Source organism: Brevundimonas sp. ABV4_179 (assembly GCF_056311945.1).
The window spans coordinates 467390-486796 of the sequence record NZ_CM149976.1 but is presented as its reverse complement, the minus strand read 5'-3'; the positions used below and the strand labels follow the sequence as shown (position 1 = coordinate 486796).

Below are 19407 nucleotides of genomic sequence, written 5' to 3'. Positions count from 1 at the left end.
AACCGGCGCTCAGGACGGCAGGCGCAGTTCGAAGACCGCGCCTGCCCCGTCCGCCTCGACCAGCCTCAAATCCCCGCCGTGCAGGGCCGCCAGCTCGCGAGAGATGGTCAGGCCTAGGCCCGTGCCGTCCGAGGTCTTGGAGCTGACGAACGGCTCGAACAGGCGTTCGGCCAAACGCGGCGGAATGCCCGGCCCGTCGTCGGCTATGCGGACCACGCAGAAGCCGTCGTCGCCGAAGGCGCTGACTGTGATGGCGCCCCGGCCACGTCGCTCGGGCGGGCGGGCGGGATCGGCCTCGATGGCCTGACGGGCGTTGCGCATCAGATTGACCAGGATGCGATACAGCTGGTCAGGGTCGGCCTCCACCGCGAACCGCGCCGGCAGTTGTTTGACCAGACGCACGCCGTCGGGGTCCAGCCCTGCGTCCTCGGCCGCCAGGGTCAGGGCCTTGGTCAGGACGACGCGGGTCTTCTGCGGCGCCGGCTCTTCGCTCTTGCCGTATTCCAGCACGTTGCGCGACAGGCTGGCGGCGCGACTGAGGGCCCGCTCCAGTCGGGGCAGGGCCTTGGCGACCTGGGGATCGGCGGACGACGCCAGCCGGTCCGACGCCATCTGGGCCGAGGTCAACATGTTGCGCAGGTCGTGGTTGATCTTGGCCACCGCCTCGCCCAGAGCCACCAGACGCGCGCGTGAGCGCAGGGAATGGCGCACCTCCTCCTGCATCCGGCTCAGTTCGCGCTCGACCCGGCCGATCTCGTCGTGCCGGTCGGAAGGGGTTTCGGCCTCGCTTTCGGGATCGGCGGCGAACCGCTCCATCGACCGGGTCACGCGCCGCAGGGGGCGCAGCACCAGAAGCGCCAGACCACCATAGAGAAGCGCCCCCGCCGTCGCCGAGATCAGCAGCGACACCAGAAGGCTGTTCAGCAGAAAGGCCTTCAGCTCCAGCTTCAGCGGCTGGGCCGGGGTGACGATCTCGATGAAGTCGCCCGAGCGATAGCGCGGCTTGGCCTGGACCCGCAGCGAACGGTCGGGATGACCGAACAGGGTGCGCCAGGGGTCGGTCAGCCGCGCCCAGCTGTCCTGCTGACGCAGGTCGATCAGTTCGGGCGCGCGGGGCAGGTTGGGGGCCTGCAGCAGCAGGCGCCGCACCCCCTGTTCAGTCAGGGCCACGGCCTGGACCCCGCCGATCCGCATCAACTCGGCCGCCGTGTCGTCCTCCACCGCGCTATAGGGCAGGGCCTCGACCCCGACCGAGGCCAGTTCGGCGGCCTGCAAGCGGTCGCGCAGCCAGCGTTCGTGGAAGGCCGCCAGGTTCGGCCCCATGATCAGCGCCTCCACCGCCAGGGTGAAGGCGACCGTCAGCAGCAGCAGCCGCGCCGACAGGCCGTCGGGCGCGCGCGGTGTAAGGCGCTCGCGCCAGGTCGCCGCCTGTTCGGGCGACAGGTTCAGCCGCGCGGCGATCCGGTCGAACAGGGCGCTCATGCCGGCGTCTCCGCGATCCGCCGTGCACGGATCATCTGGAAAAGCTTGATGCCGATGGGCAGCAGCAGCGACAGGAAGACCACCCCCATCAACGGCCAGAAGAACTGGTGCAGCAGCAGCGGCAGGTCCGGCCGCACGCCCGCGCGCAACAGATCGCCCAGCTGCGATCCGATCCAGGTGTAGATGAAGGTCGATGGCAACAGGCCGATGAAGGTGGCGATCACATAGGGCCGCAAGGGCACGGCCATCATTCCCGCCGTGGCGTTGACCAGGACGAAGGGCACGCTGGGGATCACCCGCAGGGTGAACAGGGTGGTGAAGGCGTTGCTGTCGATCCCCTTGGCCAGCCGATCCATGAAGCCGGCGTCCGCCTCGAACTTGGCGCGCAGCCAGGTTCCGATCGAGGTGCGATAGACATAATAGATGACGACCGAGCCGATCGTCGCCCCCGTCGACTGGGCCAGGGCGCCGACATAGGGGCCGAACATCATCCCGCCCAGCAGGGTCAGGAAGACCGGCCCCGGAATGGTCGAGGCGGTCGCCAGGGCGTAGACGGCGACGAAGGCCGCCAGCGCGATCCACAAGTGATCCCGAGCATAGGCCTGAAGGTTCAATCCGTGTTCGCGGATCAGATCCATCGACAGATAGCGGTTCCAGCCCAGGACGAAGAAGGCGACCACAAGGCCGGCGATGGCCATGAGCGGCGCCAGCCGCAGGGCCCACTCCTTCGCCGTTCGTTTCGCCATAGGTCCGTCATTCCCGAATTGCCGACCGAGCGTTGACTCGCGCGATCATGCGACTTATACGCCCGCCCTTCCTGCGGCGGACGCCTCTTGCCCCGTCGCCCAACCTTTTAACGTCAGGAGCCGACCGTGAAGCGGACCTATCAGCCGTCGCGACTCGTGCGCAAGCGCCGTCACGGCTTCCGCAGCCGGATGGCCACCAAGAACGGCCAGAAGATCGTTGCGCGCCGTCGCGCCAAGGGCCGCAAGCGCCTGACGGCGTAAGCGGCTTATCGCGTCCCGGTCTCTGGACGCATGAGCGACCCTTTACAGATCAAGCGTCTGTTGCGGCGGCCCCAGTTCCTGGCGGCCGCCAAAGGCGTTTCCGAGGCGCGCGGCGCCGTGGTGATCCAGAGGCTGGATCGCGGCGACGGTTCGCCGCACATCGGCCTGGGCTTCACCGCCACCAAGAAGATCGGCGGGGCGGTTGTTCGCAACCGCGCCAAACGCCGTCTGCGCGAGGCCGCGCGGGCCATGCTGGCCCGTCACGGCGTGCCCGGCAGCGATTATGTCTTCATCGCCCGCATGGGCACGACGGAGCGCGCGTGGGACCGTTTGCTTGACGACGTGAAATCCACCCTTACAAGGCTGGCGACACCCAAGGCTGACAAGCCTTCGCCCGCCCGCGCCCCTTCCGGCCAGGACCGCCAGATTCCATGAAAAACGAGAACACGCGCAACACGATCACCTTCATCGTGTGCTCGGCCCTGATCATGGGGATCTATTATTTCGCCGTCCTGCGTCCGCAGGCCGAGCGTCGGGCGGTGCAGCAGCAGGCGCACGCCGAACAGTCGCAGACGGCCGAGAACGCCGCGCGCACGGCGCTGAGCCCGCAAGGCCCCACCTTCGTCACCGACCGCAGCCAGGCGCTGAGCAGCGCCGCGCGGGTGCCGATCCAGTCGGGCACGCTGAAGGGCTCGCTGTCGCTGCAGGGCGGGCGGATCGACGACCTTTTCCTGACCGACTACCGCGAGGTCCAGGACAAGCCACAGCCGGTGGAGCTGTTCCGCCCGCAGGGAATGCAGAACGCCTATTTCGCCCAGTTCGGCTGGACCGGCCCGAACGTGGCCGGCGGCGTGCCGGGGCCGAACACGGTCTGGCGCCTGACCAACGGCTCGACCCTGACGCCGACCACGCCGATCACCCTGACCTGGGACAACGGCCAGGGCCTGCGCTTCACCCGCGTCATGTCGGTGGACGACAGATACGTCTTCTCGATCCAGGACACGGTCCAGAACCTGGGAACCCAGGCCATAACCATCGCCCCCTACGGCAGCGTCCAGCGCCAGGGCGTGCCGCCGGCAGCCGGCTCCTCCCATATCGTCCACGAGGGCGCCATCGGCACCTTCGGCAAGCCCGGCGACTATCGGACCGAGCAGAAGAAGTACAAGGACTGGCTGAAGGAGCCCCGGATCGAGAACGCCTCGACCGGCGGCTGGCTGGGCATCACCGACAAATACTGGCTGGCGGCCCTGCTGCCCCAGCAGAACGAGGCGGTTGAAACCGAGTTCCGCGTGCGCGGCGAAGGCGCCGGCCAGCAGCTGGAAGCCAATCTGCTGGGCACGACCCGCACCGTCCAGCCCGGCTCCACCGCGACCGAGACCCAGCGCCTGTTCGCCGGGGTCAAGCGCGCCGAGGTGCTGAAATCCTATGAGCAGAGCCTGAACCTGCCGCGCTTCGTCTATGCGATCGACTGGGGCATGTTCTGGTTCCTGACGCGCCCGATCTTCTGGATCCTGGAGAACGTCTATGGCCTGGTCGGCAGCTTCGGCGTCGCCATTCTTGCCCTGACCGTCATCGTCAAACTGGTCATGTTCCCGCTGGCCAACAACGCCTACGCCTCGATGTCCAAGATGCGGAACCTCCAGCCCAAGATGGAGGAGATCAAGAAGAAGTTCAAAGACGACCCGCAGAAGCAGCAGCAGGAAACCATGGCGCTGTATCAGCGCGAGAAGATCAATCCGGTCGCCGGCTGTCTTCCGCTGGTGCTCCAGATTCCGGTCTTCTACGCCCTGTACAAGGTGCTGACCGTCACCATCGAGATGCGCCACCAACCGTTCCTGGGCTTCATTCACGACCTGTCGGCGCGCGATCCGTCGTCGATCTGGAACCTGTTCGGCCTGATTCCGTGGGATCCTTCGATGGCGCCGCTGATCGGCGGCCTCTTGGCCGGGCCGCTGCACCTGGGCCTGTTGGCCATCGCCTATGGCCTGACCATGTGGCTGCAGACGGCGATGAATCCGCCGGCGGCCGATCCGGTCCAGCGTCAGATCTTCCAGTTCATGCCGCTGATCTTCACCTTCATCATGGCGCCGTTCGCGGCGGGCCTGTTGATCTACTGGGCCTGGTCCAACGTCCTGACCATCCTGCAGCAGTACGTCATCATGCATCGCTACAAGGCCGAGAACCCCATCGACGCCTTCCTCGCCCGCTTCAAGAAATCGCCGGCGTGATCGACGAGACCGAGTTCACCCCTGAGGAGATCGAGGTCGCGCGCATCCTGTTTGCGCGGCCCGCGACCTTCGTCATGGGCGCAGCCAAGATCGAGCAACTGCCCGATCCCGACCTGCCCGAAATCGCCTTCGCCGGCCGATCCAATGTCGGCAAGTCCAGCCTGATCAACGGCCTAGTCGGCATGCACAAGCTGGCCCGCGCCTCCAACGAGCCGGGCCGCACGCGCGAGGTCAATTTCTTCGATCTGGACGGCAAGCTGCGTCTGGTCGACCTGCCGGGCTATGGCTGGGCCAAGGCGTCCAAGACCACGGTCAAGAAGTTCCAGGATCTGGGTCGCGACTATCTGCGCGGCCGGGTGACGCTGAAGCGGGTCTATCTTCTGATCGACAGCCGCCACGGGCTGAAGAGCGTGGACACGGAGGCGCTGGACGCCCTGGACCTGGCCGCGGTCAGCTATCAGATCGTCCTGACCAAGGCCGACAAGCTGAAGAAGGGCGAAGGCGAGAAGGTTCAGGAGGCCACGCTGAAGGCCATCTCCAAACGCCCCGCCGCCTTCCCGGTCGTGGCCCTGACCTCGTCCGAGAAGGGCCTGGGCCTGCCCGAACTGCGCGCCGAGATCATGCGCACGACCGGCGCGACGCTGGATTGAACGCCCCCGTCACCCTCGGGTCTAGCCCGAGGATGACGGGAACAGAGGGAAGCATGGAAAAAAGGCCCGGAGATCGCTCTCCGGGCCTTCGCCGTTTCGGTCTGCCGTCGTCTTTACTGGGCGGCGGGCGCCGCCGAGCGGACTTCGACCGGAATGCCCAGGGCATCCAGCTGCGGCTTGACCACCGAGGCGTCGCCGACCACGATCCAGACGAACTTGGACGGGTCGATTGCGGCCTTGGCGGCGGCGTCCAGCTGGGCCGCCGTCAGGGCGTTGGTGCGCGCCGCGACCGTCTCGGGATAGTTGTCGGGCCGACCCAGCAGATCGTTCTGACGCATGGCCGCCAGCACCGCCGACGACGTCTCGTAGCTGCCGGCCAGACGGCGGGTGTTGCCGTTGATGGTGCGTTGCAGCTCTTCGGCCGTCACACCCTTGCCGCCCGACAGGAAGTCTTTGAACTGCTGGTTCAAGGCTTCGATGGCGGGGCCGGTCTTGTCGGCCTGGACCGGGGCGGTCACCAGATAGGGCACGCGCCCGGCGAACGGATTGACCGAGGCGTTGACGCCGTAGGACCAGCTCTTGGTCTCGCGCAGGTCGGTGTTGATGCGCGACAGGAAATCGTTGCCCAACACATTGTTGGCCGCGTTCAGCACCAGAAGATCATCCTTGCCCGAGACGCCCAGAACCTCGCCGCCCATGATGTAGGACTGGGGCGACTGTGGACGGTCGATCAGCACGATCTTGGGTGTCGCGGCCGGGATGGGGGCCGAGAAATCCTTGACCGGCTTGGCGGACGCCGGCGGCACCCACTGGCCGAAGGCGGCGTCCAGGATCGGGGTCACTTCGGACAGCGGCTTGTCCGAGACGATGAAGATCTTGGCGTTGTCCGGCCGGATCCACCTGGCGTAGTCGGTGCGGATGTCCGCCTCGGTGATCGCCTTGACGCTGGTTTCGTCGCCCGCGCCGCTGAACGGACGGCCGTAGGGGCTGTCGGCGCCATAGATCAGTTCGGGCAGGGCGCGGCTGGCCAGCGCCGCCGGCTGGGTGCGCTCTGCGGCGATGCGCGACAGGCGGGTGGCGCGCAGCCGCTCCAGCTCGGCCGGGGCGAAGGCGGGGCGGCGCACGACGTCGGCCATCAGGGCCACCGACGGCTGAAGGTTGGGCGTCAGGGCCGACAACTGGATCAGCGAGCTGTCCATGGTCGCGCCGGTGGTGATGGTGGCGCCCAGGGCCTCCTGCGCCTCGGCCAGCTGGGTGGCGTTCAGCGTCTGGGTGCCCTCGTCCATCAGGTCCAGCATCAGGGTCTGCAGACCCAGTTTGGCCCGGTCGTCGGCGGCCAGGCCCGCGTCGAAGTCGATGGCGATCTTGGTGGTCGGGGTGGCGTCGCGATGGGCGTAGATCACCTCCATGCCGTTCGACAGACGGGTGCGCTCGACCGCCGGGAAGTCGACGTTGGCGACTTGGCCGATCTCGGGCTTGGCCATGCGCGCCTTGCGCTGGATTTCCGGCGCCGGGATATGGTTGGCACCGGACGGCGAGGCGGCCGCCTCCTGATAGGCTTCGCGCTGGCCGGGCAGGGTGGTCAGCGTATAGGCCGGACGGGTCAGCCACTTCTGCATGGCGGCTTGAACCTGGGCCGGCGTGACGGCGGCGTAGGCGGCCAGCTGCTTCTTGTAGAACTCGGGATCGCCGGCATAGAGCTGGCCCTCGGCGAGCGCCGTGGCCTTGCCGCCAAAGCCGCCCACCTGTTCCAGGCCCTGGATGCGGCGCGAGGCGTATTGGGTGACAACGCGGTTGATCTCGTCCTGGGTCGGACCGTTGGCGATCAGCCCGTTCAGGATCTCGCGCATGCGCGCCTCGACAGCCGCGGGATCTTCGCCGGGCTTCACCATGGCGCTCATCTCGAAGATGCCGACCCGGTGGAAGTCGCTGTTGTTGGCGCTGACCGAGACGGCGGTCTGTTCGCCGCGCACCAGTTCGTTATCAAGGCGCGAGGAGGCCAGGCCGCCCAGCACTTCGGCGCCGACGCTCAGAGGCACGGAGTCGGGGTCCAGCATGCCCGGCACCGCCCAGTTCACCCAGACACGGGCGTTGGAGACGCGATCGTGAGAGGTCTCGTTGATCGGCGCCGCCAGGGTCGGCACCGATGCTTGAGCCGGATTGTTGACCGGGCCGCGCGCGATAGGGCCGAAATATTTCTCGGTCAGTTCGCGCGCCTTGGCGGGCGTGATGTCGCCGGCGAGCACCAGGACCGCATTGTTCGGGCCGTAGTTGGAGGTGAACCAGTCGCGGACCGTCTGCATCGAGGCGGCGTCCAGGTCGGCCATCGACCCGATGGTGGTGTGTCGATACGGGTGGCCTTCGGGGAACAGGGCCTCCAGCCGCTTGTATTGGCTCAGGCCATAGGGCTGGTTGTCGCCCTGACGCTTTTCGTTCTGGACGACGCCGCGCTGCAGATCCAGCGTCTCCTGGCTGATGGCGCCCAGCATATAGCCCATGCGGTCGCTTTCCATGAACAGGGCCTGTTCCAGCGCCGGGGTCGGGACCGTCTCGAAATAGTTGGTGCGGTCGAAATAGGTGGTCCCGTTCATGTCGGTCGCGCCCATGTTGCGCATCGGCGTGAAATAGCTGCCCGGGGCATTCTCCGACCCGCCGAACATCAGGTGTTCGAACAGGTGGGCGAAGCCGGTCTTGCCCGCCGGTTCGTCCTTGGAGCCGACATTGTACCAGACGGACACGGCGACGACGGGCGCCTTGTGGTCCTCGTGAACCAAGACGGTCAGGCCGTTGTCCAGCGTGAACCTGGTGTAGGGAATGTCCACGGCGGCGACCAGGTCGGCGACCGGCGCGGCGCGCGGGGCGGGCGCGGCGGCCTGGACGGCGGGCGCGGGCGCGACGGAGGCCCAGACGGGGGTGGACACCGCCAGAAGGGCGGCGGCGGCGACGAGAGAGCCGGTGCGGCGCATAGATCATCCTCGGATTTCAGGTGAACGGACCATAACGCGGGTCGATCGGCTGGCAACGCGACGGAATGAAACATGACCAAAGCTTCATGTTCGACGTCCGACCTTGCTTGGAAAAGGTTGCATCGCCGGACCCCCGGTCTTATGCGCGCGTCAACTCCCCGACTGACCGCCCCTTGCTGAAAGAGCCGCCATGTCCGCACCCGCCGACAAGCCCGTCAAGAAAGTCGTCCTCGCCTATTCGGGCGGTCTGGACACCTCGATCATCCTGAAGTGGCTGCAGACCGAATATAACGCCGAGGTCGTGACCTTCACCGCCGACCTGGGCCAAGGCGAGGAACTGGGCCCGGCGCGAGAGAAGGCGCTGAAGCTGGGCATCAAGCCCGAGAACATCTTCATCGACGACCTGCGTGAAGAGTTCGTGCGCGACTTCGTCTTCCCCATGTTCCGCGCCAATGCGCAGTACGAAGGCGACTATCTGCTGGGCACCTCCATCGCCCGCCCGCTGATCTCCAAGCGCCAGATCGAGATCGCGCGTCAGGTCGGGGCCGACGCCGTCTGTCACGGCGCGACCGGGAAGGGCAACGACCAGGTCCGGTTCGAGCTGGGCTACTATGCGCTGGAGCCCGACATCCGCGTCATCGCCCCATGGCGCGAGTGGGAGTTCCGCAGCCGCGAGGCTCTGCTGGACTTCGCAGAAAAGAACCAGATTCCGATTTCCAAGGACAAGCGCGGCGAGGCGCCCTTCAGCGTCGACGCCAACCTTCTGCACTCCTCGTCCGAGGGCAAGGTGCTGGAAGACCCGGCGGTCGAGGCCCCCGAGTTCGTCCACCAGCGCACCATAAGCCCTGAAGACGCGCCGGACGTGGCGACCGTCATCGAGATCGGCTTCGAAAAGGGCGATCCCGTCTCGATCAATGGCGAGGCCATGTCGCCCGCGACGATCCTGACCGCGCTGAACCAGTACGGTCACGACAACGGCGTCGGCCGTCTGGACCTGGTCGAGAACCGTTTCGTCGGCATGAAGTCGCGCGGCGTCTATGAGACCCCCGGCGGGACCATACTGATCGCGGCGCACCGCGGCATCGAAAGCATCACCCTGGACGGCGGCTCCATGCACCTGAAGGATCAGCTGATGCCGAAATACGCCGAGCTGATCTACAACGGCTTCTGGTTCTCGCCTGAGCGCGAGATGCTGCAGGCCGCCATCGACAAGAGCCAGGAAAAGGTCTCCGGCTCGGTCAAGGTCAAGCTGTACAAGGGCAATGTCTCGGTCATCGGCCGCGAAAGCCCCAACAGCCTTTACGACCAGGATCTGGTGACCTTCGAGGAAGGCGTCCAGGCCTATGACCACAAGGACGCGGCGGGCTTCATCAAGCTGAATGCGCTGCGTCTTCGTGTCCTGGCCAAGCGCGAGGCGCGCGAGGGCTAGGGTCTCAATCGGCCCGGGCGATCCTGAGGATCGCCCGGCTGCGGTCGTCGGCGATCCAGATCGACCCGTCGGCCGCGACCGCTAGGGCGACAGGCGAGCCGCGCGGCTGACGGCCCGCGACCGCGTCCCAGCCCGGCGTCAGCACCTTGCCGCGTATGCTGGGCGCGCCGGCCGGATAGGACAGGGCGCCGCGCGGATAGATGGCGTAGCGGCCGCCGATGTCGGTCAGGGGCCGCCCCTCGCCGTCCGTCTCGGCCGCCACGATCCGTCCGCCCGTGCGGCGATAGCCATGCCAGCTCATCAACAGCCGGCCGCGCAGTTCAGGGAACATCGCCCCGTCGTAATAGATCAGGTCCAGCGGCGCGGCGTGCGGCGGCAGCAGGGCCAACGGCCGATCCCTCTGGCCGCACCGCGCCTGCGCCGCGCTCCATCCCGGCAGGGGCGTCGCCAGGTCCATGCAGTAGGGCCAGCCGTAATGGCCGCCTGGGCGCAGCACATTGATCTCGTCATAGGGATGATCCGGCGTGGTCAGGTCGACCGAATTCTCGCCCTGCAGGATCGTGCCCGACGAATGCCGGACCAGGGCGATGGAGTTCCTCAGGCCCGAGGCGAAGACCGCGCCGGCCTCGTCCCACCGGCCGTTCCCCAGATAGGCGTGACGCCGAACCTGGGCCGTCTCGGCGCTGTCGGCGCAGGCGCCCGAGGTCGTCGTGCGCGGCCGGCCCCTGTCGTCCAAGCACCTATCGCTGGGCGCGCCGACATTGACCAGCAGCGCCCCGTCGCCATCGAAAACGAAGCTGGACAGCGGGTGGCGGTTGTCGTGCAGCCGGTTGTCCGGCAGGCCGCCGATCACGGTCCGCACCGTCGCCGCCGGATCGGCCGCCTCCGGGTCCAGCGTCAGGATGCGGTTCATTTCGGACACATAGATGCGGCCGTCCGGCCCGCGCGCCACGGTGTGGGGCATGGACAGACCCTGGGCCAATCTGCGCCAACGCGGCGATCCGTCCGGTGTGAACGCCAGGCGCCAGACGGAGCCCCGCCCGGCCTGCCAACCGCCCAGGTCGGTGACCAGCCAGTCGCCGCCGGACAGGGCCAGCAGCCCGCGCGGCATTCGCGGCCCGTCCGCCCCGTCGCCCTGCCACACCAGGCCCAGGCAATAGCCCGGCGCCATCCGCACCGTGGTCATCGGCCGCCCGGCGCAGTCGCCTTGCGTCGCATAGGCTCTCTGGGCCGCGCCCGCGCCGACTGGCGTGGCGATCAGAGCCAGGATCAGAAGGAAGGGGCGCAGCATGAAGTTTCCAGCTTCTCCCTTTCGTCCTCCTCCGGCAAGCCGCCGCAGGACGCTCCGCTTCAATCCAGATGCGCCCAGAACCAGTCGCCGCGTCGTTCGACCGTGGTCGGCAGGCCGAAGAGGTCGCTGAGGACCGGACGGGTCAGCAGGTCGTCCTTGGCGCCGTCCGCCAGCACCTGGCCATCGCGCAGCAGGACGAGATGGTCGATCTCGGGCAGGATTTCTTCGATGTGGTGGGTGACCAGCACCAGGGTCACGCCCGACCGCCCCACGTCGCGCAGAGCCTCCAGAAACTGTCGCCGCGTCGCCGGGTCCAGCCCGCTGCAGGGTTCGTCCAGCAGCAGGGCGCGGGGCTGGTGGACCAGGGCGCGGGCGATCAGCACGCGGCGCGCCTCGCCGGTCGACAGGGTGGCCATCGTCCGCCCGGTCAGGTGGCCAGCGCCCATCCGCTCCAGCGCCTCGCGGCTGGCCCGACGCATCGGCTCCGTCACCTTGTGCTTCCACACCCCCCGTGCGGCGAAGAAGCCGGACACCACCGCATCGAACACCTCCAGCCCCTCGTCGCTGGTGAAGTCGGACTGGACGGCGGGCGACACGACGCCCAGCAGGCTGCGCAGCTCGAAGACGTCCCAATGGGCGCGGCCCAGAATGCGGACCTCGCCCAGACCGCCGTCGCCGCCCACGCCGGCGGTGGGATAGAGCTGTCGGGTGATCAGTTTGACCAGGGTCGACTTGCCCGACCCATTGCGGCCCAGGATGGCGGTGTGGCGGCCTTCGGGGAGGATCAGGCTGACGCCGTTCAGCAGTGTGCGGTCTCCGCGTGCGACGCTGACGTGGTCCATCGACAGAAGCGGTTGGGTCATGGCCGAAAGCCTAGCCGTCGTCGGCAAGAAGTGGAACCCAAGGGCGCGAGCTCAGATCAGGCCCTGAGCCTGGGCCTCGCGCGCCAGGCCCTCGCGGAACTCGGGCGCCGCCAGGGCGATGAGGGCGCGCGCCCGTTCGCTGGTCGACCTGCCCTTCAGATTGGTCCAGCCGTGTTCGGTGACGACGATGTGTGTGTCGTTGCGCGGCGTCGTCACCGGCCCGTCCAGACGCGCCACGATGCGCGACGCCGCGCCCTTCGCCGCCGTGGAATGGCAAGCGATGATCGACTTGCCGCGCTCCGACCCATAGGCGCCGCGCACGAAGTCCAGCTGGCCGCCCGCCGCCGTGAACTGGCGACCGTTCAGGAACTCCGAACAGCAGGCGCCGGACAGGTCGATCTGAAGCGTGGCGTTGACCGAAATCATCCTGGCGTTTCGGGCGATCACCGCCGGATCGTTCACATAGGAGACCGGATGGGCCTCCATCTCGCGATTGCCGTCCAGGAAGTCGTAGGTGTTCTGGTCGCCCATCGAGAAGGCGAAGACGCCGACGCCGGGGTGCAGGGTCTTTCGGCCGTGATTGGCCGCTCCCGCCTGCATCAGCTCGACCAGGCCGGGCGTCAGCATTTCGGTATGGACGCCCAGGTCACGGTGGTCCTTCAGGGCGTCGCAGACGGCGTTGGGCAGGGCGCCGATGCCCATCTGCAGCGTGGAGCCATCCTCGACCAGATCGGCGATGATCCGGCCGATGATGCGGTCGGCGGGCAAGGGCTGGGCCTTGGGCACGACCAGCAGCGGAGCGGCGTGTTCGACAATGCCCGCGACCTTCGACACATGGACGGTGCAGTCGCCGAACACGCGCGGCATGTGCGGATTGACCTCGACGATCACCGTCCGGGCCGTCTCTGACACCGGCTTGGAATAGTCGGTGTTCGTGCCGAACGAGAAGAAGCCGTCCTCGTCCATCGGCGACACGGCGCAGATCAGCGTATCCACCCCCACCTCATGACACAGCAGGCGCGGCGACTGCTGAAACCCTGTGGGGATGAACTGGACCGGATTGGGTCTGCCCGCGTCGCGCGCCCGCTGCTCCAGCCCGCGCTCGATGGCAGTGTGGAACAGGCTCCAGGGACGGATGCGGCCCATCAGTTCGTCGCGCAGCACCGTCTGGCCGGCGATGGCGGTGCTGAGCAGATAGTAGAGGTTGACGTCCTCGACCTCGCCGCGCTCGGCCCGGTCGGCCAGGGCCTGGAGCAAGGCCGGCGGCTGGGACACGCCCAGGCCCATGGCCACCTTGGCCCCCGAAGCGATCAGGGCGGCGGCCTGATCGGGGGTTTTCAACCGTTCGGCGTAGAGGCGGGCGGCGTCGTCCATGGCGTGTCTCCGTCTGCGCCCCTCTCGTGACCCTTGCGGGGGCGTCCAGGCCCAATATCCTCTGTCGTGGAGGGAGAGGGGCCTTAGACTTTGGTCGGGGCCTCGGTTCGGTCCAGCATCTCGTGGTCCTGCAGCGCGGCGTGACGCCCCCGCTGCAGCCGGGCCACGCCATAAGCGATCAGCCACAGCGCCATGGCCCAGGCCGCGCCCACAGCCCATCCGGCTAGCACGTCCGACGCCCAGTGCGCCCCCAGATAGATGCGGGTCAGCCCGACCAGCAGGGCCATCAGTATGCCCACGCCCAGGACGAAGGCCTTGAACCGCCGCTTGGGAAAGGCGCGGGTCAGCATGACCGCAACCGACAGATAAAACACGGTGGAAAGCAGGGCATGGCCCGAGGGGAAGCTGGCGTTGATCGTCTCCACCGCCTGCATGGCCGCGGGCGGCCGTTCGCGCTCGAACACCGCCTTCAAGCCTTCGCTCAGCCCTACCCCGCCGGCGAGCCCCAACACCAGTAGAAGCGACGACAGCCATTTCCTCTGGCTCAGCAGAAAGACGATCACGATCAGGGCGAACAGACCCAGCACCGATATGCCGCCCAGGGAGGTGATGTCGGCCGCCGCCTCCTTCAGCCACCACGGACCCCACGGCCGGCCGGGATCGTCGGCATAGGGTCGCATCAGCGCCAGGACGTGCTGGTCGAAGGCCTGGCCGTCCGTCTCACTCATGTCGTCGGCGATCTCGACGAAACTCCACACCCCGCCCGCCATGACCAAAAGGGCGGTCAGGGCCGCGACCTCGGTGCGAGCGACTGTCAGGATACGTCTCAAAACGGCGCGAACGTCTGCGAGTGTCATGGGCAGGCGAACGGCCAAGCTGGCGGGATGTTCCGATCACGCGGTCGTGATCTCGCTGTCGCGAGGATGCAAAAGGGGCGTGCTGGCTTGCTTGCTGGCTTTTCCACATGCCTGCGCGACTTGTTCGACCGATTCGCTCATAAACCGACCGTCAAGCCCGTTGACGGGTCATTAGGCATATGCGCCCTATATGTGGGCTCAGGGAGCGCCGAACCCACAAGATGATGTGGTTATGGCGCAGGTGGCTCTAGGCGATTTCTGTTCAGGACGCGGATGATCATGGCTGGCGGCGAGGCATTGAAGACGACGGAATTCCAAGGCGTTGCGGCGACGCCGACGCCTGAACGCCCCCATCTGACCGTCGTGAAATCGGTGCAGGTGGACCGTTCGCGCGACGCCCTGCTGACCGACTTCGGCAAGAAGACGCTGGAAGACCGCTACCTTCTGGCGGGCGAAAGCTATCAGGACATGTTCGCCCGCGTCTCGACCGCCTTTTCGGACGACGCCGAACACGCCCAGCGGCTGTATGACTATATGAGCCGCCTGTGGTTCATGCCCGCCACACCCGTCCTGTCGAACGGCGGCGCGGATCGCGGCCTGCCCATCTCCTGCTTCCTGAACGCGGTGGGGGACAGTCTGGACGGCATCCAGAACGTCTGGAACGAGAACGTGGCCCTGGCCTCGAACGGCGGCGGCATCGGCACCTACTGGGGCGGCGTCCGTTCCATCGGCGAGAAGGTCAAGGGTGCGGGCAAGACCTCGGGCATCATCCCCTTCATCCGCGTGATGGACTCGCTGACCCTGGCGATTTCGCAAGGCTCGCTGCGCCGTGGTTCGGCCGCTGTGTACCTCGACATCCACCACCCTGAGATCGAAGAGTTCCTGGAAATCCGCAAACCCTCGGGCGACTTCAACCGCAAGTCCCTGAACCTGCACCACGGCATCAACGTCACCGATGAGTTCATGGAGGCGGTCAAGGTCGGCGGAACCTTCGATCTGAAATCGCCCAAGGACGGCGCGGTTCTGAAGACCGTAGACGCCCGCTCGCTGTGGACCAAGCTGCTCGACATCCGCATGCAGACCGGCGAGCCCTATCTGATCTTCTCCGACACCGTGAACCGCCAGATGGCGCCGCACCAGCGCGACCTGGGCCTGAAGGTCAAACAGTCGAACCTGTGCGCCGAAATCATGTTGCACACCGGCAAGGATCATCTGGGCGTGGACCGCACCGCCGTCTGCTGCCTGTCGTCGGTCAACGCCGAGACCTTCCTGGAGTGGCGCGAGGAGCCCCGCTTCATCGAGGACCTGATGCGGTTCCTGGACAATGTGCTTGAGGACTTCATCCGCCGCGCCCCGCCCGCCATGGCCGCCGCCGTCTATTCGGCCAAGCGCGAGCGTTCGGTGGGTCTGGGTCTGATGGGCTTCCACTCCTTCCTGCAAGGTCAGGGCGTCGCCTTCGAAAGCGCCATGGCCAAGTCGTGGAACATGCGCCTGTTCAAGCATCTGCGCCGCGAGGCCGACAAGGCCAGCCGCACCCTGGCCGAAGAGAAAGGCCCCTGCCTGGATGCTCAGGACCGTGGCGTCATGGAGCGGTTCAGCCACAAGCTGGCCATCGCCCCGACCGCCTCGATCTCGATCATCTGCGGCGGCACGTCGGCGGGCATCGAGCCGATCCCCGCCAACATCTATACGCACAAGACCCTGTCCGGCTCGTTCGCGGTCAAGAACCCCTATCTGGAGCGTCTGCTGGACGAGAAGGGCATCAATACCGAGGCCGTCTGGAACTCGATCCTGGAGCATGAAGGTTCGGTCCAGCACATCGACGACCTGAACGAGGACGAGAAGGGTGTGTTCAAGACCGCCTTCGAACTGGACCAGCGCTGGGTGGTCGAACTGGCCGCCGACCGCGCGCCGGAAATCTGCCAGGCCCAATCGCTGAACCTGTTCATTCCCGGCGACGTCAACAAGTGGGACCTGCACATGCTGCACTGGTCCGCGTGGGAACGCGGCGTGAAGTCGCTCTACTATCTGCGCTCCAAGTCGGTTCAGCGCGCCGCCTTCGCCGGCGCCGAGGACAAGGCCGAAGAGGTGGTCGATCCGAACCAGCCCGACCTCTTCTCCATGCCCAAGACCGACTACGACGAGTGCCTGGCCTGCCAGTAAGGCTGGCGCACCAACGCCCTTGGAAAGGCCCTGCGACCGCAGGGCCTTTTTCGTTCTGGAACCCTCCGCTCGGGATCGCCGTTGAAAAGCGACGAAACCGTGTCGAAAACTCCGTTGGACTCCTGCGTCTCTTGGTTGCAGGGTGATCGCCAGCGGATCGGTGGGGAGACCGAATGCGTTCCAAGGTGTTGATGATGGGGGCCTGCGGCGTCCTGGCTTCGGTCGGGATGGGCGCGGATGTCGCCTACGCCCAGACCTGGGCGCCCAACGCCTTCGACACGCCCGCCGACAACGCCGTCGCCCGCCTGACCGACCAGATCCGTTTCCGCGTCGCGCCCGACGCCCGCTTCGGCGGCGACATCGAACTGCCGCCCGTCTTCCAGCATGATGATCGCTCGGGGCTGGAGGCGGCCAGCCGCCGCGACGTCTGGATCGACCGCGCCGCTTTCACCGACCGGGTCACGCTTGAAACCGCCGGCCGTCTTCGCCGCGCCGACGGCTCGCCCCTGCCGGTCACGCCCATCGACCGGGCCGAACTGTCCCCCGACGCCTACGACCTGCGCTATGTGCGCGGCTTCCGCGGCGCCCACGGCCATACCGCCTCGGGCCTGGAAGTCAGCCTGACCCCCCACGCCGGCCTCGGCGTCGGCAGCGAGGGGCGGTCGGCCGAGGCGGGCGTAACCCTCAAGATCGGCGAAGGATTGGAGCGTCTGGCCCCCAGCGGCGCCGAACGCTTCGGGGAACGTCCCCGCTGGTATGTCTACGCCGCCGGTTCAGGCCGAGCCGTGGGCTACAACTTCGCCCGCACGCGCGACGGCGACTACGCTCGCTCCGGCTACACCCAGGACAAGGGCAGCTTTCTGGGCGACGCCTCGGTCGGCGTGGCCTATCGCAAGGGCGACATGCAGACCTCCATCGGCGTCGTCTATCGCGAGATCGACGCCGGCAAGGGCCTGCGCGGCATGAACGGACTGGACACCGACGTCAGCGAGGGCCTGCTGGCCTTCCAACTGTCGATCCGCCCCAGTCGCTAAGGCTTCAGCGCGCCTCCGCCTCCGCCACCGCCACGCCTTCGCGACGCGGATCCGCCCCCGCATCCCACCGTCCATTGCGCCAGATCGCCCCGTGAAGGCCCGACGTCTCGGTTGCGTTCGGCCGCAACGACATGCCCGCCGCGTCCAGGGCGTCACGGACGTCCGGCGACATCATCTGGGTGTCGGCGCCCACCATATCGCCCCGCACCACCAGATTGGGCAGGGCGATGGCGTCCTGCATCGACAGTTTCCACTCCAGCGTCCCGACCAGGGCCTTGGCCACATAGGCCAGGATGCTGGACCCGCCGGGCGAGCCGATGGCCCCGATCAGCCGCCCCTGCCCATCCAGAATCAGAACCGGCGTCATCGATGACCGGGGCCGCTTGCCCGCCGCCACCGCATTGGCCGCCGGATGCCCGTCCTCGGTCGGGGTGAAGGAGAAATCCGTCAACTGGTTGTTTAGGAAGAAGCCGTCGACCATCCGTCCATTGCCGAACAGGCTCTCGACCGTGGTGGTCATGCTGACCGCATCGCCCCAGGCGTCGACGACCACGAAGTGCGAGGTGCCGCCCGGCTCGGCGGTCCGGTCGGCGCCGCGCGGCGGCGATCCGGTGGGCGCTCCGGCCTCGACCGGACCGTTCACCTGGGGCGCCAGCGCCGCGCGCCGCGCCACATAGTCGGGATCCAGCAGGCCCGCTATGGGCACGCCGACGAAATCGTTGTCGCCGATATAGCGGTCGCGATCCGCATACATCAGCCGCTGCAGACGCCCGAACGCCACCCAGGCCTCGGGGCTCTGCGCGCCCTTGTCCAGATCGGGCGTATCCTCCGCCATGCCCAGGAATTGCAGCAGGGCCACGCCGCTGGACGGCGGCGGCGGCACGCAGACCACATAGGCCTGATAGGGCCGGCACAGGGCGTCGCGACGCAAGGGGCGATAGGCGGCGATGTCCGCCTCGGTCAGGCCGCCGGGACGCGGCCCCTCCTGCACCGTGGCCGCGATCCGCCCCCCGATCGGTCCGCCATACAGAACCCCCGGTCCCTGGGCCGCCAACCGCGCCACCGTCTCGGCGTAGGCGGGGTTCCTAAGCGTGTCTCCCGCCTGATAGCGTCGTCCGTCCGGCCGGGTGAAATAGGTCGTCGCCCATCGGGTCTTCGCCTGGGGCGCGTCGCCGTTGATCATGCCGGCCAAACGCGGGCTGACCGTGAAGCCGTCGCGCGCCAGCCGTTCGGCGTCCCCGAAAAGATCGCGCCAGGCCAGTTTGCCGTGATCCTTCTGGGCCATGGCCAGCATGGCCACCGCCCCCGGCGCGCCGGTCGAACGCCCCGACAGCACCGCGTCGATGAAGGGCAGGGGTTTGCCGTTCTCATAGAACAGCTCCGGCGTCGCCGACGCCGGCGCCGTCTCGCGCCCGTCATAGGCCGTCACCGCGCCGGTCCCGGCGTCATAGGCCATCAGGAAGGCGCCGCCCCCCAGTCCCGACGACTGCGGCTCCACCAGCCCCAGCACCGCCTGGATGGCCACCGCCGCATCCACCGCCGACCCGCCGCGCCGCAGCACCGCCATCCCCGCCTCCGCCGCCACCGGATTGGCCGCCGCCACGAAGGGTCCACGCGCCGTATCGCTTCTGACCTGGGCGGACGTCGGAACGGTCGCGACCGCGCCCGCGTTCGGCGCCGCGCCCGTCTGGCATCCCGCCAGGATCACGGGAACGAGCAGGGCGGCCAGTCGGCGACGAAGAGGGCGCATGGGATATTCCAGGACAAGGCGAAAAAGACCGGGCGGCCGGCCATCGCCCTAACGCCTAAGCGGTCCGCCGCCCCGCGCCAACCGTTCGATGTACAGAAACTGCATTCCCCCGCTTGCGTCCGGCCGATCCACCCGCTAAAGACCCGCCCTCGCCGCAAGGCAGCCGCACCCGTAGCTCAGCTGGATAGAGCATCAGACTACGAATCTGAGGGTCGGGCGTTCGAATCGCTCCGGGTGCGCCATTTCCTTCAATGACTTGGTAGCCGGCGTGTGAGCGATTAGCCGCGCTGTTACAGCGGTTTTACACCCTTCG

The 19407-nt window shown here is 67.4% G+C and carries 15 protein-coding genes and 1 tRNA gene; 8 read left to right on the top strand and 8 right to left on the bottom strand.

Translation table 11 applies throughout. The annotated features are described in order from the left end of the window. Nucleotides 1-9: 9 nt before the first annotated feature. Nucleotides 10-1482: a sensor histidine kinase gene (locus ACYX4P_RS02325; RefSeq protein WP_248119978.1), complete on the bottom strand. Its 1473-nt coding sequence runs from the start codon at nucleotides 1480-1482 to the stop codon at nucleotides 10-12. After that, nucleotides 1479-2228: a TVP38/TMEM64 family protein gene (locus tag ACYX4P_RS02320; protein ID WP_248119980.1), complete on the bottom strand. Its 750-nt coding sequence runs from the start codon at nucleotides 2226-2228 to the stop codon at nucleotides 1479-1481. Before ACYX4P_RS02320 ends, ACYX4P_RS02325 begins: the two co-directional genes overlap by 4 nt. A gap of 126 nt (nucleotides 2229-2354) precedes the next feature. On the opposite strand from ACYX4P_RS02320, the gene rpmH reads away from it, so the two are divergent. The 4 genes from rpmH to yihA are packed head-to-tail and all read left to right on the top strand — an operon-like array spanning nucleotide 2355 to nucleotide 5367. Continuing rightward, nucleotides 2355-2489, top strand: coding sequence for a 50S ribosomal protein L34 (gene rpmH, locus ACYX4P_RS02315; RefSeq protein WP_003164000.1), 135 nt, complete (start codon nucleotides 2355-2357; stop codon nucleotides 2487-2489). A gap of 30 nt (nucleotides 2490-2519) precedes the next feature. Next, entirely contained in the window at nucleotides 2520-2924 is a 405-nt protein-coding gene (gene rnpA / locus ACYX4P_RS02310) for a ribonuclease P protein component (RefSeq protein WP_248119982.1), read from the top strand. Then, a complete protein-coding gene (gene yidC / locus ACYX4P_RS02305; RefSeq protein WP_248119984.1) occupies nucleotides 2921-4717 on the top strand; it encodes a membrane protein insertase YidC in 1797 nt (598 codons plus the stop codon). Before rnpA ends, yidC begins: the two co-directional genes overlap by 4 nt. Beyond that, on the top strand, nucleotides 4714-5367 hold the full coding sequence (yihA, locus tag ACYX4P_RS02300) for a ribosome biogenesis GTP-binding protein YihA/YsxC (protein WP_248119994.1): 654 nt from the start codon (nucleotides 4714-4716) through the stop codon (nucleotides 5365-5367). Before yidC ends, yihA begins: the two co-directional genes overlap by 4 nt. A gap of 113 nt (nucleotides 5368-5480) precedes the next feature. Here yihA and ACYX4P_RS02295 read toward each other — a convergent pair whose 3' ends face one another. After that, a complete protein-coding gene (locus tag ACYX4P_RS02295) occupies nucleotides 5481-8333 on the bottom strand; it encodes a M16 family metallopeptidase (RefSeq protein ID WP_248119995.1) in 2853 nt (950 codons plus the stop codon). A gap of 190 nt (nucleotides 8334-8523) precedes the next feature. On the opposite strand from ACYX4P_RS02295, the gene ACYX4P_RS02290 reads away from it, so the two are divergent. Beyond that, the gene (locus tag ACYX4P_RS02290; protein WP_248119998.1) at nucleotides 8524-9762 is read left to right on the top strand and encodes an argininosuccinate synthase; all 1239 of its coding nucleotides are present in this window, start codon (nucleotides 8524-8526) and stop codon (nucleotides 9760-9762) included. A 4-nt stretch (nucleotides 9763-9766) separates the two neighbouring features. On the opposite strand, the gene ACYX4P_RS02285 is transcribed toward ACYX4P_RS02290, so the two are convergent. The 4 genes from ACYX4P_RS02285 to ACYX4P_RS02270 all read right to left on the bottom strand — a co-directional run bounded on the left by ACYX4P_RS02285 (nucleotide 9767) and on the right by ACYX4P_RS02270 (nucleotide 14120). Beyond that, nucleotides 9767-11053 carry a PQQ-dependent sugar dehydrogenase gene (locus ACYX4P_RS02285; protein WP_292046038.1) on the bottom strand — a complete coding sequence of 429 codons (1287 nt, stop codon included), beginning with the start codon at nucleotides 11051-11053 and terminating at the stop codon, nucleotides 9767-9769. Between the two features lie 59 nt (nucleotides 11054-11112). Next, entirely contained in the window at nucleotides 11113-11916 is an 804-nt protein-coding gene (locus tag ACYX4P_RS02280; protein WP_248120002.1) for an ABC transporter ATP-binding protein, read from the bottom strand. Nucleotides 11917-11967: 51 nt separating this feature from the next. After that, the gene (locus tag ACYX4P_RS02275) at nucleotides 11968-13290 is read right to left on the bottom strand and encodes an acetyl-CoA hydrolase/transferase family protein (RefSeq protein ID WP_248120004.1); all 1323 of its coding nucleotides are present in this window, start codon (nucleotides 13288-13290) and stop codon (nucleotides 11968-11970) included. Between the two features lie 83 nt (nucleotides 13291-13373). Beyond that, the gene (locus ACYX4P_RS02270) at nucleotides 13374-14120 is read right to left on the bottom strand and encodes a phosphatase PAP2 family protein (RefSeq protein ID WP_312571283.1); all 747 of its coding nucleotides are present in this window, start codon (nucleotides 14118-14120) and stop codon (nucleotides 13374-13376) included. A gap of 300 nt (nucleotides 14121-14420) precedes the next feature. On the opposite strand from ACYX4P_RS02270, the gene ACYX4P_RS02265 reads away from it, so the two are divergent. Together ACYX4P_RS02265 and ACYX4P_RS02260 are read left to right on the top strand one after the other, a co-directional pair. Then, complete coding sequence (locus ACYX4P_RS02265; protein ID WP_248120007.1) at nucleotides 14421-16310, top strand: ribonucleoside-diphosphate reductase subunit alpha; 1890 nt, start codon at nucleotides 14421-14423, stop codon at nucleotides 16308-16310. Between the two features lie 173 nt (nucleotides 16311-16483). Further along, nucleotides 16484-17344, top strand: coding sequence for a lipid A-modifier LpxR family protein (locus ACYX4P_RS02260; RefSeq protein ID WP_248120009.1), 861 nt, complete (start codon nucleotides 16484-16486; stop codon nucleotides 17342-17344). A 4-nt stretch (nucleotides 17345-17348) separates the two neighbouring features. On the opposite strand, the gene ACYX4P_RS02255 is transcribed toward ACYX4P_RS02260, so the two are convergent. After that, complete coding sequence (locus ACYX4P_RS02255; RefSeq protein WP_248120011.1) at nucleotides 17349-19094, bottom strand: gamma-glutamyltransferase family protein; 1746 nt, start codon at nucleotides 19092-19094, stop codon at nucleotides 17349-17351. 165 nt (nucleotides 19095-19259) lie between these two features. Here ACYX4P_RS02255 and ACYX4P_RS02250 point away from each other — a divergent pair. Continuing rightward, nucleotides 19260-19336, top strand: a tRNA-Arg gene (locus ACYX4P_RS02250). Nucleotides 19337-19407: the final 71 nt, after the last annotated feature.